Annotated in this window: 11 protein-coding genes; 9 read left to right on the top strand and 2 right to left on the bottom strand. The window is 47.7% G+C overall.

Features of this window, described 5'->3' with window-relative positions:
* The first annotated feature begins 43 nt into the window (after positions 1-43).
* The 3 genes from ACWNM1_RS00765 to ACWNM1_RS00755 all read left to right on the top strand — a co-directional run bounded on the left by ACWNM1_RS00765 (position 44) and on the right by ACWNM1_RS00755 (position 4,102).
* Positions 44-1,144: an ABC transporter substrate-binding protein gene (locus ACWNM1_RS00765; protein ID WP_449599180.1), complete on the top strand. Its 1,101-nt coding sequence runs from the start codon at positions 44-46 to the stop codon at positions 1,142-1,144.
* A 104-nt stretch (positions 1,145-1,248) separates the two neighbouring features.
* A complete protein-coding gene (locus tag ACWNM1_RS00760; RefSeq protein ID WP_449599179.1) occupies positions 1,249-2,712 on the top strand; it encodes a CoA-acylating methylmalonate-semialdehyde dehydrogenase in 1,464 nt (487 codons plus the stop codon).
* A gap of 31 nt (positions 2,713-2,743) precedes the next feature.
* On the top strand, positions 2,744-4,102 hold the full coding sequence (locus ACWNM1_RS00755) for an aminotransferase (protein WP_449599178.1): 1,359 nt from the start codon (positions 2,744-2,746) through the stop codon (positions 4,100-4,102).
* On the opposite strand, the gene ACWNM1_RS00750 is transcribed toward ACWNM1_RS00755, so the two are convergent.
* Positions 4,077-5,765, bottom strand: a complete 1,689-nt coding sequence (locus ACWNM1_RS00750; protein ID WP_449599177.1) for a PucR family transcriptional regulator — start codon at positions 5,763-5,765, stop codon at positions 4,077-4,079. The genes ACWNM1_RS00755 and ACWNM1_RS00750 overlap by 26 nt on opposite strands.
* Before the next feature lie 317 nt (positions 5,766-6,082).
* Between ACWNM1_RS00750 and ACWNM1_RS00745 the strand changes: the two genes are divergently transcribed.
* From ACWNM1_RS00745 to ACWNM1_RS00730, 4 genes are read left to right on the top strand one after another with little or no spacing between them, the layout of a single operon-like run.
* Positions 6,083-7,474, top strand: coding sequence for an NAD(P)-dependent oxidoreductase (locus ACWNM1_RS00745; protein WP_449599176.1), 1,392 nt, complete (start codon positions 6,083-6,085; stop codon positions 7,472-7,474).
* Positions 7,475-7,519: 45 nt separating this feature from the next.
* Positions 7,520-8,809 (top strand): NAD-dependent dihydropyrimidine dehydrogenase subunit PreA, encoded by a 1,290-nt coding sequence (preA, locus tag ACWNM1_RS00740; RefSeq protein ID WP_449599175.1) that lies wholly within the window; start codon positions 7,520-7,522, stop codon positions 8,807-8,809.
* Positions 8,810-8,811: 2 nt separating this feature from the next.
* Complete coding sequence (hydA, locus tag ACWNM1_RS00735; protein WP_076219130.1) at positions 8,812-10,239, top strand: dihydropyrimidinase; 1,428 nt, start codon at positions 8,812-8,814, stop codon at positions 10,237-10,239.
* Positions 10,239-10,472 carry a hypothetical protein gene (locus ACWNM1_RS00730; RefSeq protein ID WP_449599173.1) on the top strand — a complete coding sequence of 78 codons (234 nt, stop codon included), beginning with the start codon at positions 10,239-10,241 and terminating at the stop codon, positions 10,470-10,472. Before hydA ends, ACWNM1_RS00730 begins: the two co-directional genes overlap by 1 nt.
* A 159-nt stretch (positions 10,473-10,631) precedes the next feature.
* Here the strand turns inward: ACWNM1_RS00730 and ACWNM1_RS00725 are convergent, their stop codons facing one another.
* Positions 10,632-11,582 (bottom strand): copper amine oxidase N-terminal domain-containing protein, encoded by a 951-nt coding sequence (locus ACWNM1_RS00725; RefSeq protein ID WP_449599395.1) that lies wholly within the window; start codon positions 11,580-11,582, stop codon positions 10,632-10,634.
* A 294-nt stretch (positions 11,583-11,876) separates the two neighbouring features.
* Here ACWNM1_RS00725 and ACWNM1_RS00720 point away from each other — a divergent pair, with 294 nt between their 5' ends.
* Together ACWNM1_RS00720 and ACWNM1_RS00715 are read left to right on the top strand one after the other, a co-directional pair.
* Entirely contained in the window at positions 11,877-12,494 is a 618-nt protein-coding gene (locus ACWNM1_RS00720) for a TVP38/TMEM64 family protein (RefSeq protein WP_042192646.1), read from the top strand.
* A gap of 44 nt (positions 12,495-12,538) precedes the next feature.
* The gene (locus ACWNM1_RS00715) at positions 12,539-13,453 is read left to right on the top strand and encodes an aldo/keto reductase (RefSeq protein WP_449599171.1); all 915 of its coding nucleotides are present in this window, start codon (positions 12,539-12,541) and stop codon (positions 13,451-13,453) included.

Raw genomic sequence — 13,453 nt, 5'->3', positions numbered from 1 at the left:
ACGCTTGTTACAAACTTAAATTACGATAGGGGGAGTTCGATTGATGAACGGGAAAAAACGCAAATTTCGTGGTGGTTTGTTGGTAATCGTGATGATGTTGAGTATTTCTTTAATGGCGGGTTGCGGGGGCAACAATAATAACTCGGCAGCTGAAGCTACGACTGCCCCTGAAGCATCAGCAGCTCCTGACGCAAGTGCTGCTACTGAACCGGCGGCTGATCCAGTTACGGTGAAGCTACAGCTGAAATGGGTGCCGCAGGCACAATTCGCTGGGTATTTTGTGGCGCAGGATAAAGGATATTACAAGGAAGAAGGACTAAGTGTAGAAATTTTGCCGGGTGGACCTGATATCGTTCCGGAACAGCAGGTGGCAGGCGGCTCCGCAGATATCGGTGTGGGTTGGGTAGCCAGCTTGCTGCCGAGTCTTGAAGAGGGAATGCCACTGGTGCAGATCGCGCAAATCTATCAAAAGAGCGGATTGGTCCTGGTCTCCAAAAAATCGGCAGACATCAACTCAGCCGCTGATCTTAAGGGTAAAAAAGTCGGTAACTGGATGGGTGGCAACGAATTTGAACTATTAGCGTTATTCGATAAATATAAGTTCGATCCGAATAAGGATCTAAGCTTTACGAAGCAAGGGTTCACGATGGATCAGTTCTTGGGCGATCAGATCGATGCGGCCTCAGCGATGACTTACAACGAGTACCAAGTGGTGTTGGAGTCAGGCATTAAGGCTGAGGATCTGAATGTTATCGACATGAATACAGAAGGCGTTGCGATGCTTGAGGATAACTTGTTCGCTAATAAGAAATGGCTTGCGGAGAACAAAGAGACTGCGGCAAAGTTTCTGCGTGCCTCCCTGAAGGGCTGGAAAGATGCAATTGCTGATCCTGCAGCCGCCGTGGATAGTGTGATGAAGCAAGCGGAAGACGGCAGTACGACGAAGGAACATCAGCTGACAATGATGACTGAGGTTGCCAAGCTGATTCTGCCTGAAGGCTTTGACAGTGCCAAGATGGGATATACCGATGCGGCGGCGTTCCAGCAAACTGCTGATATTTCGCTAAAATTTGGTGTCATTAAAGAACCGGTCAAGGTAGATGAGGCTTACACGAACGAAATCGTAGAAATGGCGGCAAAATAACCAGTTGAGCTCAATGTTATAGTGGATGGCCGCCTGATCTGGCGGTCATCTATTATAATCAGCGGTCCATCTGTGCATCTGAAATAGAGAAAGAGGTGCGAGCTATGTCTCACCTAGTGACGCAAGCCGAGAAGGTTAAGAATTATGTGAATGGAGCTTGGGTAGAGTCGTTATCCGGACAGGAAGAAGAGGTATACAATCCGGCGACCGGCGAAGTGATTGCCTATGTACCTATATCAAGCAAAGAAGAGCTCAGTATGGCGGTCGAGGCTGCGGCTGCCGCATTTCAATCGTGGAAAAGGGTCGCTGTGCCACGTCGTGCCCGCTACTTTTTTCAATATCAACAGCTGCTGGTAAAGCATTGGAATGAGCTGGCCGAGCTGATTACGCTGGAGAATGGCAAAAGTCTGGAAGAGGCGCAAGGTGAGGTGCAGCGTGGAATTGAATGTGTGGAATTTGCCGCAGGCATCCCCACATTGATGATGGGCAGCCAGCTTCCTGATATTGCTACCGGAATTGAATCCGGGATGTACCGCTATCCGCTGGGGGTCATCGGTGGGATTGCCCCGTTTAATTTTCCGATGATGGTTCCTTGTTGGATGTTTCCGCTTGCCATCGCTTGTGGAAATACCTTTGTGCTGAAGCCTTCTGAGCGTACGCCGCTGCTGGTTAATCGACTGGCAGAGTTATTTGCCGAAGCGGGCTTTCCTCCAGGTGTACTGAATGTGATACATGGGGCGCACGAGGTTGTGAATGGGCTGCTGGAGCATGATGAAGTGAAGGCGATTTCGTTCGTCGGTTCGCAGCCGGTTGCGGAATATGTATATAAGGCGGGGACGGCGCAGGGGAAGCGGGTTCAGGCATTGGCAGGCGCTAAGAATCACTCGATTGTGCTCCCTGATGCGGAGCTGGACAATGCGGTTAAAAATATCATTGCGGCCTCCTTTGGTTCGGCAGGTGAGCGGTGTATGGCTTGCTCGGTCGTAGTGGTTCATGAGGATATCGCTGACGAGCTAGTGGGTCGTCTGGCTGCGGCTGCGGATGAGCTTAAGATTGGTAATGGCGCGGATGACGGGGTGTTTTTGGGTCCGGTAATTCGCCAGTCGAATAAGGAGCGGACTCTTTATTACATTGAGACTGGTGAAGCTGAGGCAGCCAAGCTTGTGAGAGATGGGCGGAAGGATGCTGCTACGGGTGGTGCGGGTTATTTTATCGGGCCGACGATATTTGATCATGTACAGCCGGGAATGACCATCTGGAAGGATGAAATTTTTGCGCCGGTATTGTCTGTGATTCGTGTGAAAAGTCTGAGTGAAGCGATTGCGGTAACGAATCAGTCCCCATTCGCGAATGGGGCATGCATTTATACAGATAGCGCAAAGGCGATCCGTGAATTTCGGGAAGAAATTGATGCAGGGATGTTGGGTGTGAATTTGGGTGTGCCTGCGCCCATGGCCTTTTTCCCCTTCTCGGGTTATAAGAAATCATTCTATGGAGACCTGCATGCCAATGGGCGTGATGGGGTGGAGTTCTATACGCGTAAAAAGATGATCACTGCCCGTTATTAGAGAAAATGAGCTACTGAGAGGAGAAAATGTTATGCAGAGTCTGGGGAATGATAGTGAGCTTGCGGTAAACAAGGATCGGAAATATTTATGGCACAACATTACACCTTATAGTGAAAAGAATCCGCCTATGATTGCCGCTTCGGCGAGTGGGTCGTGGATTACGGATACACAGGGCAACCGATTTTTGGATGGGATGTCTGGGTTATGGTGTGTAAACGTGGGATACGGCCGCAAGGAGCTGGCGGAAGCAGCCTACAATCAATTGCTGACGCTGCCTTATTTTCCGCTGACTCAGAGTCATCTCCCGGCGATTGCGCTGGCAGAAAAGCTGAATGAATGGCTCGGAGACGACTATGTGATTTTCTTTTCCAATAGTGGATCGGAAGCCAACGAGGCTGCTTTCAAGATGGCCCGCCAGTACCAGCAGCAAATCGGCCAGCATTATCGCCATAAATTCATTGCCCGTTATCGTGGATATCATGGCAGTTCGCTGGGTGCGTTATCCGCAACGGGTCAGGCACAACGCAAATATAAATATGAACCGCTGACAGGCGGGTTTCTGCATGTAGCTCCCCCGGACAGCTATCGCCGCCCGGCAGGGATGTCTGTAGAAGAATTCAACCTCCAATGTGCACAGTCTATAGAGGATATGATCGTCTGGGAAGGCGTGGAGACAGTAGCTGCGGTGATCATGGAGCCTGTGATTACGGGTGGTGGCGTTATTGTGCCACATCAGCTGTATTTAGATCGGGTGCAGGAAATCTGCCGCAAACACGGCGTGCTGCTTATTATGGATGAAGTGATTTGTGGATTTGGACGCTCTGGACGTAAGTTTGGTCATCACAACTTTAATGTGAAGCCTGATATCGTAACGATGGCTAAGGGGTTGACCAGTGCTTATCTTCCCTTATCTGCCACTGCTGTTCGTAAGGATATCTATGAGGCGTTCAAGGATACTAGTGATGATTATGGTCATTTTCGCCATGTGAATACTTTTGGTGGCAATCCGGCTTCGTGTGCACTAGCGTTACGCAATCTGGAAATTATCGAGCAGGAGAAGCTGGTGGAGCGTGCAGAGCTTTTGGGCAAAAGACTGAACACTGCGTTCACTGAGTTACTGGATCACAAGCTTGTAGGTGATGTCCGCAGCTTTGGTTTGGTGACAGGGATTGAGCTGGTTGAAGATAAGGTCAGTAAGAAGCCGGTTGATCTGAACATCGTTAAAGGCATAATTGCTGAATGCAAATCCAAAGGACTTATTATTGGCAAGAATGGCGATACGGTAGCTGGGTTCAACAATGTGCTTACCTTCGCCCCGCCGTTATCCTCCACGGATGAAGATATAGAATTTATTATCGATACTTTTAAATCTGTGCTGAACGGGGGCTAGGTAAAGTGATTTTTTCCGGATATAGAAATTGGTAGGCGCGCAGGGCGACCTGAATGGAGATCCGGTTCTCTGGCTGCATGAAGTCTTCCCCTAGCAGCTCTGTTATTTTGTCCAGACGATAATACAGTGACTGTCTAACGATGAATAAATTCCGCGCGGCAATCTGTTTGGAGCCATCATGATCAAGGTAGACACGCAGGGTGAGAAGTAGCTCGCTGCCCTTAGTTTGGTCGTGGTCGATTAGCGGGCCGAGATAACTGCGAATGAAGTTCTGTAACGTTTTTCCGTCATTTAAGCTCAACAGCAACTGGAATACACCCAGCTCTTCATAGAAGAGTAGTGACTTCTGGTAACAGGAGTATAACGACAATGCCTGTAGGGCTTCCTGATAACCGGAATAGGCTCGTTTTAGGCGCTTATGCGATTTGCTGACTCCAATGACGAGCTGCAAATCCTTGAGCTTCTCATCGGAGCGGATGTTCTGCAGGGCTTCAAGTGCTTGCTGAAGTCGCATTTTGCCAGGCATTTTCGATTGGATGTCGAGGGCAATGACGGTGAGGCGATTGTTCTTGAGCGTGATCAGCGGACGTAGGGAATATTTTTCGAAAATGGAACGCAGGATGAGCGAAAGGTGGAAGGTGATGGACTCCCATTCGTTCTCTGAGCTGTTCCATTTTACGTCTCTAGGGTTCTTGATCTCGATAAGGCATACGCGATAAGGGAGCTCATTGACTACGTTGAAGCTAGTTCCGATCAGTCCCTTTAGACGGTTATCATCCTCTATGCGTCCGTTGATTAGCTCGTCGACCCATAGATTTTCTGAAAAGAGCTTACGCTCCTCCATATACCGGGTCCGCAGCAGCTCCTGAGCGATGGACAGAGAGGCGGAATCCAGCAGCAGGCAGTCAAATTCCTGTGGCTTGTGATTGCAGACCATCAGGATATAAGCCCAGGTCTGATCCAACGCGCCTACAGGCTTGATTGCAATCGTCTTTTGTCCATATTCTCGGGTGTAAGGAGCGATGTCTGGTTGAATGCCTTCCATCTCGTCACCGAAGGTGGTGAAGGAATTCAGCAGGGGAGTTTGCTCTTCGGGCGGAAGTGCCGGGAAGAATAAGGGTTTGCCTTGCAACTGCATATAGACGATTTGTGTGCGGGTGCTTTTACATAATAATTGTAGCACCTTCACTGTTCCTTGTGAGGTTAAGGTCAGACGGTGGAATTCACGAGAGATGCTTTCGAGTTCTTGCAGCATCCGGTGATGCCGATTGATGATGATGGAATGGAGGTCTAGGGTGATATCGACGAAGCGAATCGTGCGGGTGAAGATAATCAAAGGGAAATCATTTGCGTTAGCTAAGTCGATCATCTCTTGCGGGATGGTGCTGAAATACGTACCTAACTCAATACATAGGCAAGCTGCATTTTTGTCGATTAGGTTCTGCATAAACTCCAAGGAGGATGGGAGATCGACACTTGCACCAATCCCCGTAGTCAAAATCATTTCTTCACCATGAATCAGAGTCTCGAAGTTGGCACTTTCCAGCACATGCACCCAGCGAATGGCACGGCTTAGGCCGCTTTTCCCGCCGATCACCTCGGCTTCTGCAAATAGTGGTCTTTTTAAAGCGTCACGAATGGTTAATACAAGCTCCCAGTCCATAGTTATTCCCCCTCGCTCTACTGTGCTATGCCCACTGTTAACGTCCTGTTATTCTCAGCCTATTCTCACACGTAAAAAATACGGTTTTGAAATTAGACAAAGTGTCTAATGCAACGAAAATTCGAAATGACTATAGTTTGATTATCGGATGTCAGTATATATAACTTAATCAGGAAGAATATTGAGAGATAATTTCTGTTAATGCTTATATTACTACAAAAATTCAAAGATGTAAGCAAAATATTCAGACAAAACTTGAAATAATGTTATATTATATAACATTAAATTGAAAAAGCACCCATAAGGAGGGACTAGTGATGGAGCATTCTTCTCCGTTAACAGCATTTACACCAGATATGTTCATGCGTAACTTTGCCGAGGCTGAGCCGCCTTTGACCCATAAGGGTGCGATGGATGAGTCCAATCGCTGTCTATATTGCTACGATGCCCCATGTATAAAAGCGTGTCCGACCAGCATTAATATTCCCTCCTTTATCAAACGGATCGCTACTGACAATTTGAAAGGCTCGGCACAGACGATTATGGATTCTAATCCTGTGGGTGCCAGCTGTGCTCGTGTTTGTCCTACAGATGAGCTGTGTGAAGGAGCTTGTGTATTAAATGATGCCTCGGCGCCGATCCAAATCGGACTGCTGCAGCGTTATGCGACAGATTGGGCGATGAACAGCGGAGTTCAATTATTTAAGGCTGGCACCCCTAATGGGAAAAAGGTAGCCGTAATCGGCGGTGGTCCTGCGGGATTGTCTGCGGCTAGGGAGCTCGCCCGTGAAGGTTTTGCTGTTGTGATCTACGAAGCAAAGGCGTTAGCGGGTGGGCTGGATACACATGGGATTGTATCGTTTCGGCTCCCGCAGTCTGTATCTCTTTGGGAAGTAGAGCAGGTAGAGAAGCTGGGTGTGGAAATACGTACAGGTGTAAAAGTCGGAGTGGATGTTTCTGTAGATGAGCTGAAGTCGAATTATGATGCCATCGTTTTGGCAGCGGGTATGGGTTATGTGCCTCCGATAGGGATTGAAGGTGAAAAAATGGCTGGAGTTTATGACGCCATTGCGCTCGTAGAATCCACTAAGACTGGCATTCCTCTGCTAGAGCTGATGGGTCAGCGGGTCGCTGTCATTGGTGCAGGGAATACGGCTATTGATGCAGCGACTTGCTCAGTGCGGCTGGGAGCCACTAATGTAAAAATGGTCTACCGCCGGACCCGCGAAGAGATGACGGCATATGACTTTGAATATGAATTCGCGAAGCAGGAAGGTGTGGAGTTCAACTGGCTTACCTTACCGAAACGTATCGTGGGTGATGAGCTTGGGAATGTAACCGCACTGGAATGTGTGCAGATGAAGCTGACGGAGGAGCTGGGTAAAGATGGGCGTCCAATACCTATGCCGATCGAGGGTTCTGAGTTCTTGATTCCTGTAGATGCGGTTGTAATAGCTATTGGTCAAAAACGTCGTCTAGATCTGATAGATTCCTTAGGTCTTATGCATGACCGTGGGGTTGTTAAGGTGGATGAGGTCACCTGCCAAACCTCCGACCCGCAGATTTATGCCGCTGGGGACATCATTTTTGGTTCAGGTAAGGGCGAGGCTATGGTTGTATCAGCGGCACAGCAGGGAAAAGATGCAGCCCATGCGATTGTTAAACAATTGTCATTCCAGCAGGAGGTTGTTGTTAGATCTGCGGGCTGAGCGTAGAAATCAAATTGGATTTTACATGACAGGGAGGGAACATCAATGGCAGATTTAAGTATTAATCTCGCAGGAATCAAATCACCGAATCCGTTCTGGCTGGCCTCCGCGCCGCCTACGAATACAGGTTATCAAGTGCAACGGGCCTTTGAAGCAGGTTGGGGCGGGGCGGTGTGGAAGACGCTCGGCGATCCGATCATTAATACCTCATCGCGTTTTGCGGCAGTAAATTTCAATGGGCAACGGGTTGCGGGCTTTAACAATATTGAACTGATCACTGACCGTCCGCTTGAAGTTAATCTGAAGGAAATTTATGAAACGAAAAAAAGATTCCCGAATCATGCGATTATAGCCTCCCTGATGGTAGAACCAACGCAGCATAAATGGCATGAGATTGTTAAACGGGTAGAGGATGTGGGTGTAGACGGTCTGGAGCTTAACTTTGGCTGTCCGCACGGGATGGCTGAGCGTGGAATGGGCGCTGCTTCGGGGCAGCAGCCTGATCTGGTGCAGGCACAGACCACCTGGGTAAAAGAAGTTGCGACAACACCGGTGATTGTGAAGCTGACGCCTAATATTACGGATATTACCGTAGTTGCCCGCCATGCGGTTAAGGGTGGAGCGGACGCGATTAGTATGATCAACACGATCAACAGCCTTGCTGGTGTAGATATTCATAGCTGGAACACGATTCCGAATGTTGGAGGTCAGGGTGCGCATGGCGGTTACTGCGGGCCGGCCGTGAAACCAATTGCGCTTAGTATGGTGGCTGAGTGTGCCCGTGACCGGGGAGTCGGCATTCCTATCTCTGGTATTGGAGGGATTTCAACCTGGCAGGATGTTGTTGAATTCATGTTGATGGGTGCTACGGGCATTCAAGTATGTACAGCGGTCATGCATCATGGCTTTCGGATTGTGGAGGAAATGATCGATGGCCTGAACAACTATTTGGATGACAAAGGCTTGGCTTCCGCAACAGAGTTAATCGGTAAATCGGTATCCCGGTACTCCAACTGGGGTGATCTGGATCTCAACTATAAGGTCGTTGCCCGTATTAATGAGAACAACTGCATCAACTGTAATAAATGCCATATTGCCTGCGAAGATGCTTCACATCAATGTATTGATATGTTAACTAATGCAGATGGGAAAGCTATTCTACAGGTCCGCGAGGAAGATTGTGTAGGCTGTAATCTTTGCTCAATTGTCTGTCCAGCGGACGGCGCGATCGATATGGTTCCAGTGGATACCGGGGCAGCCCCACTGACCTGGAACCAGCGGCAGAAAGTGATCGGCAGTTTGAATGGCTCCTATTCGGAAGTGGAGGTGGTGTAAGGATGAAAAAGATTATTAAAAACGGCATCATCGTTACCGCAGCAGATACTTATACAGGCGATGTGGCGATTGAAAACGGGGTTATTACGGAGATTGGCCTTCATTTGGATGTCCCTGGTGCGGAAATTATAGATGCCTCGGGGTGTTATGTTTTTCCTGGAGGCATTGATCCTCATACGCATCTGGATATGCCTTTTGGCGGCACGGTTACAGCTGATGATTTTGAGACGGGAACCATTGCGGCTGCATATGGCGGAACGACCACAGTCATTGATTTCTGCTTAACCACCAAAGGACAACCGCTACAGCAAGCCGTAGATACATGGCATCATAAGTCGCAGGATAAAGCGGTGATTGATTACAGCTTCCACCTGATGGTCTCAGAATTAAACGATAAAGTACTGGGTGAGCTTCCGGAGATAATTGAGAATGAAGGCATTACCTCGCTCAAAGTATTTATGGCTTATAAGAATACTTTTCAGGCGGATGACGGCACACTTTTTAAGACCCTTCAAGCTGCGAAAAAAGAAGGTGCACTCGTTATGGTGCATGCGGAAAATGGAGATGTCATTGAATATCTTGTTGAGCAGGCCTTAGCCGCAGGCAACACTGATCCGATCTTTCATGCGCTGACCCGCCCGCCGGAGCTGGAGGGTGAAGCTACGGGACGCGCAGCTTATCTAACCGAACTGACAGATTCTCAGCTGTATGTTGTACATGTGACCTGTGCGGAAGCCGCTTGGAAGATTGCTGAAGCGCGTAAAAAGGGACTGCGCGTCTATGGCGAGACTTGTCCACAGTATTTAGTGCTGGATCAGACGGCGTTGGAAAAGCCTAATTTCGAAGGTGCTAAATACGTGTGGTCTCCGCCCCTGCGTGAGCAGTGGAATCAGGATGTATTGTGGGATGCGCTATGGAGCGGCAGCTTGCAGACGATTGGCTCTGACCAGTGCTCGTTTGATTTCAAAGGACAAAAGGATCTGGGGCTAGGCGATTTCTCCAAAATCCCGAACGGTGGGCCAACCATTGAGGACCGGTTTACAATTCTATATTCGGAAGGTGTGCAGAAAGGCCGGATCTCATTGAACAAATTCGTAGATATTATTGCTACCTCTAGTGCCAAGCTGTTTGGCTTGTATCCGCAAAAAGGCACGGTCGCAGTAGGTAGTGACGCTGATCTGGTCATTTTTGATCCTTCTGTAGAAAGAACCCTTTCTGCGGACACGCACCATATGAACGTAGATTATAATGCGTTTGAGGGCTTTGAAGTGAAGGGAGAGCCTGTTTCTGTTCTCAGTCGAGGCGAATTTGTTATTCGTGACAAACAATTTGTGGGCAAAGCAGGTTCAGGAAAATATTTGAAACGCAAACGTTTTGCAGCGGAGGCTCCTCTTCCTTCTAAGGCAGAAATCAGCGGAGGTGTAGTCTAATGTCTGCTTTTGCGGAATATACCAAAGAGCAGCAGGAGATTGATGGGCTGCTTTTTAAAGGATATACGATTGCCGGCATCCAAGAGGATTTGGACGGTGCCCGAATAAAGTTTGTCAGAGGGGAGCCGGCTATAAGCTCGGTAGAGCTGTTACTGCTGACAGCGGATGCTCGTAAGTACGTGACAACCCTTGTGGTTGCGGGGCTGAGGACGGAAGGTGAGCAGGCGGGTTGATACAGTGGAGAGGTTTGAGGTGCGGGTACTGAAAGCTGAGTAGTAAGCTCCTGAGTCGGAGCTTGCTGCTCGGCTTTTTGTTGTGATGATGAAAATTAAAGGCCACCCTGCAAAAGGATGGCCTTTTCTCTGAATTATTGAACTAACTAACAAGCTAGTTTAATTAGGCTCAATGAGGCCAACGGTTTGTAAATCCTCAATGTTAAGATACATAGTGCCCTTATATTTCTTTACACGTATGTCGCTTAACGTGAATTGGCCTGTTTTTGCTTTTTTGTATTCATCTGTCACAACGATATCGTATCTTAAGAGGCCCATCTCAGCATATTTACCTATGCTAAGGGTGTTGGAATCACTATTTCCAAGATTAATGATTTTTTCAATTTCGGAGAGCATAGATAAGGAAATCCAACCTTCGCTCATAAGCGGAGGCAAGGTTTCCTTGTTTCCGGCTGCGGTTACATAATTGGCGTCAAAATAATCAGGGTATCCTTTATAGCCGGGATCTTTGGATTGTTCTTGTGTTGGCGGTACTCCGACAATACGAATTTTGGGAGCGTTAGCTGTGAAATCTTTAATGGCATCGATCTCAGCTATTTCCTTTTGTGAATTCATGTCTTTTGATGCGTTGGGACCAAACAAGACAGTTCCATTGGCATTGAATAAGATCGCGATGCCGTCAATGGTGTAAGAGGCACCTTTAAAAGATGGGCTATTAATTTGAATCACATCTGCTGCTGCTGAATAATAAACGGCGTTCCCGGTTGCTTCACCAACGATACGAACCGGAATTAACGTAGTGCCATTCTGAGCAAACGGCGCCGCCTGCAGCATTTTTTTCTGGCCATTCACGTAGGCTGTTTTGCTACCAATAGTAAAAGACATCTTCAAATCGCCTTTGGTGCCCGTAACTTGTTTCAGTTTTGCGTTATATTCTATACTCATCTTAAGCTTCTCGAATAATTCTCGGAAAGGGACGAACGAAACTCCGTTTTTACTCACAGATCTCGAATTTAGTGGCACCCCATCCACAAAAATGTGGGATCCCTTAGAAGCTGCTGACACTGGAGCAGGAATAAGACCTACAGAAAATATCAAAACGCATATCATTGCTAAAACCGACAATCTCTTCAACAAATAACGCCCCCATAAATTCATTTTATTTCCATCAACACTCATCTTACTATTAATCGTTGTGCTGTCAAGATAAGTGTCCTGAAGTCCCTTTGTAATGAAGTAACTTAATCTTATTTTGTCTATCGTAACGAAGAACTTACCCACTGTCATTCATGTAGTTCTAGCTTGTTTTCTTTATATTGGAAGAGCTGTGAGAATGCTCGCAACTTCGTGTATAATTGAGACCAGGTGTTAAGAATTCCAATCGGATGAGGAGATCAGCTGATTATGTACTTTCTTGATATTATGTCTTGGCTGACAGAGGATAATCTGCGGCATCTGCTTGAACAATATCGTTCGTTTGGGCCCTTTCCGGGGATTGCGTTAACGTTTTTGAAATCATTTATACCACCACTACCAACGATTGCGATCGTCGGATTAAACGGGGCTGTATATGGTTTATGGTTAGGTTTTTTGTATTCTTGGATCGGCTTGGTTGCGGGCTGTGTGACCACATTTTGGATTATTCGCAAAGTAGCTTCGCATCGGTATCTGCGAAAATGGGCAGAACGACCAAAGGTAGCCAAAAGTATGACATGGGTGCGGCAAAGCGGATTCAGTTATGTATTTCTGCTTAGTATATTCCCGGTAGGCCCCTTCGTTGTAATTAATATGGCTGCTGGTCTTGCTGGTATGAGGTTTCGTTCATACCTCCTTGCGCTCACTGTGGGCAAAGCGATCATGGTATTCGCAGTTTCATATATTGGAAATGATCTGGAACGATTTATCCGCCAGCCGTGGGAGATCATCTATGTCTTGGTGTTTATTGGATTGTCACTATGGGGAGTTAAAGCCATCGAGGCGCGGTTCGCTAGAACGGTGGAAGATGGAAACAAAGCCGCTTAGTAATGTGAATGGACTATTTTAATAGAACAAAGGAGGAAATGATGATGAAATATCGTAAACTTGGCAGTACAGGGATGAATGTATCGGTGATCGGATTGGGTACTTGGCAGTTCGGTGGAGAGTGGGGCAAGGATTTCACTCAAGCAGAAGTCGATGCCATGCTAGATAAGGCTGGAGAGCTCGGTATTAACCTGATTGATACGGCAGAATGTTACGGAGATCACTTGTCGGAGAAGTTCATCGGGGGTTATCTGACTCGCCGGAAACGTGAGGACTGGATTGTAGCTACGAAATTCGGTCATCATTTTCAGGGACATTTGCAGCGGGAACAGTTATGGCGTGCTGAGGATGTGCTGAAGCAGCTGGATGATTCCCTGCGTGCACTTCAGACCGAGTACATCGACCTCTATCAATTCCATTCCGGAACGGATGAGCAATTCGATAACGACAAGCTGTGGAGCATGCTCGACAGACAGAAGCAGGCAGGGAAAATCCGTCATTTAGGCGTCTCGATAAGTGCATCAGTCTCGGGTGTACATCAGACCTCTGCAGCAGCGGATGTGCAAGCAGAGGCCATACAAGTAGTATATAATCGGCTGGATCGTCAACCTGAGGAAGAGATTCTTCCACTCTGCATCGAGCATAAATTAGGTGTGTTGGCGCGTGTTCCGTTAGCGAGTGGTTATTTAAGCGGCAAGTACAAGCCGGATGCGGTATTTGGTCAGGGTGATGTGCGTGCTAACCATAAAGAGGATGTAAGGCAAAAACAGCTGCGCGCTGTAGCTGAAATTGCTGCCAATGAAGTCCCTTCTGGACTCGATATGGCGCAGTGGGCTTTGGCGTGGTGCCTTCAGCATCCCGCAGTAACCAGTGTAATTCCAGGTTGTAAAAATGTAGAACAAGTTATCTCCAACGCTAGTGCTGCCGATCTGGACATGGTGAAGGACATTACACAATAA

This window comes from Paenibacillus sp. Marseille-Q9583 (assembly GCF_976954365.1).
Note: the sequence above shows the minus strand (reverse complement) of the source record. Positions and strands in the feature narration are given on the sequence as shown.

Bases quoted from the DNA above. Each gene is read 5' to 3' on its own strand.
- ACWNM1_RS00765 (WP_449599180.1), top strand. From the start codon at position 44: ATGAACGGGAAAAAACGCAAATTTCGTGGTGGTTTGTTGGTAATCGTG.
- ACWNM1_RS00760 (WP_449599179.1), top strand. From the start codon at position 1,249: ATGTCTCACCTAGTGACGCAAGCCGAGAAGGTTAAGAATTATGTGAAT.
- ACWNM1_RS00755 (WP_449599178.1), top strand. From the start codon at position 2,744: ATGCAGAGTCTGGGGAATGATAGTGAGCTTGCGGTAAACAAGGATCGG.
- ACWNM1_RS00750 (WP_449599177.1), bottom strand. From the start codon at position 5,765: ATGGACTGGGAGCTTGTATTAACCATTCGTGACGCTTTAAAAAGACCA.
- ACWNM1_RS00745 (WP_449599176.1), top strand. From the start codon at position 6,083: ATGGAGCATTCTTCTCCGTTAACAGCATTTACACCAGATATGTTCATG.
- preA (WP_449599175.1), top strand. From the start codon at position 7,520: ATGGCAGATTTAAGTATTAATCTCGCAGGAATCAAATCACCGAATCCG.
- hydA (WP_076219130.1), top strand. From the start codon at position 8,812: ATGAAAAAGATTATTAAAAACGGCATCATCGTTACCGCAGCAGATACT.
- ACWNM1_RS00730 (WP_449599173.1), top strand. From the start codon at position 10,239: ATGTCTGCTTTTGCGGAATATACCAAAGAGCAGCAGGAGATTGATGGG.
- ACWNM1_RS00725 (WP_449599395.1), bottom strand. From the start codon at position 11,582: ATGATATGCGTTTTGATATTTTCTGTAGGTCTTATTCCTGCTCCAGTG.
- ACWNM1_RS00720 (WP_042192646.1), top strand. From the start codon at position 11,877: ATGTACTTTCTTGATATTATGTCTTGGCTGACAGAGGATAATCTGCGG.
- ACWNM1_RS00715 (WP_449599171.1), top strand. From the start codon at position 12,539: ATGAAATATCGTAAACTTGGCAGTACAGGGATGAATGTATCGGTGATC.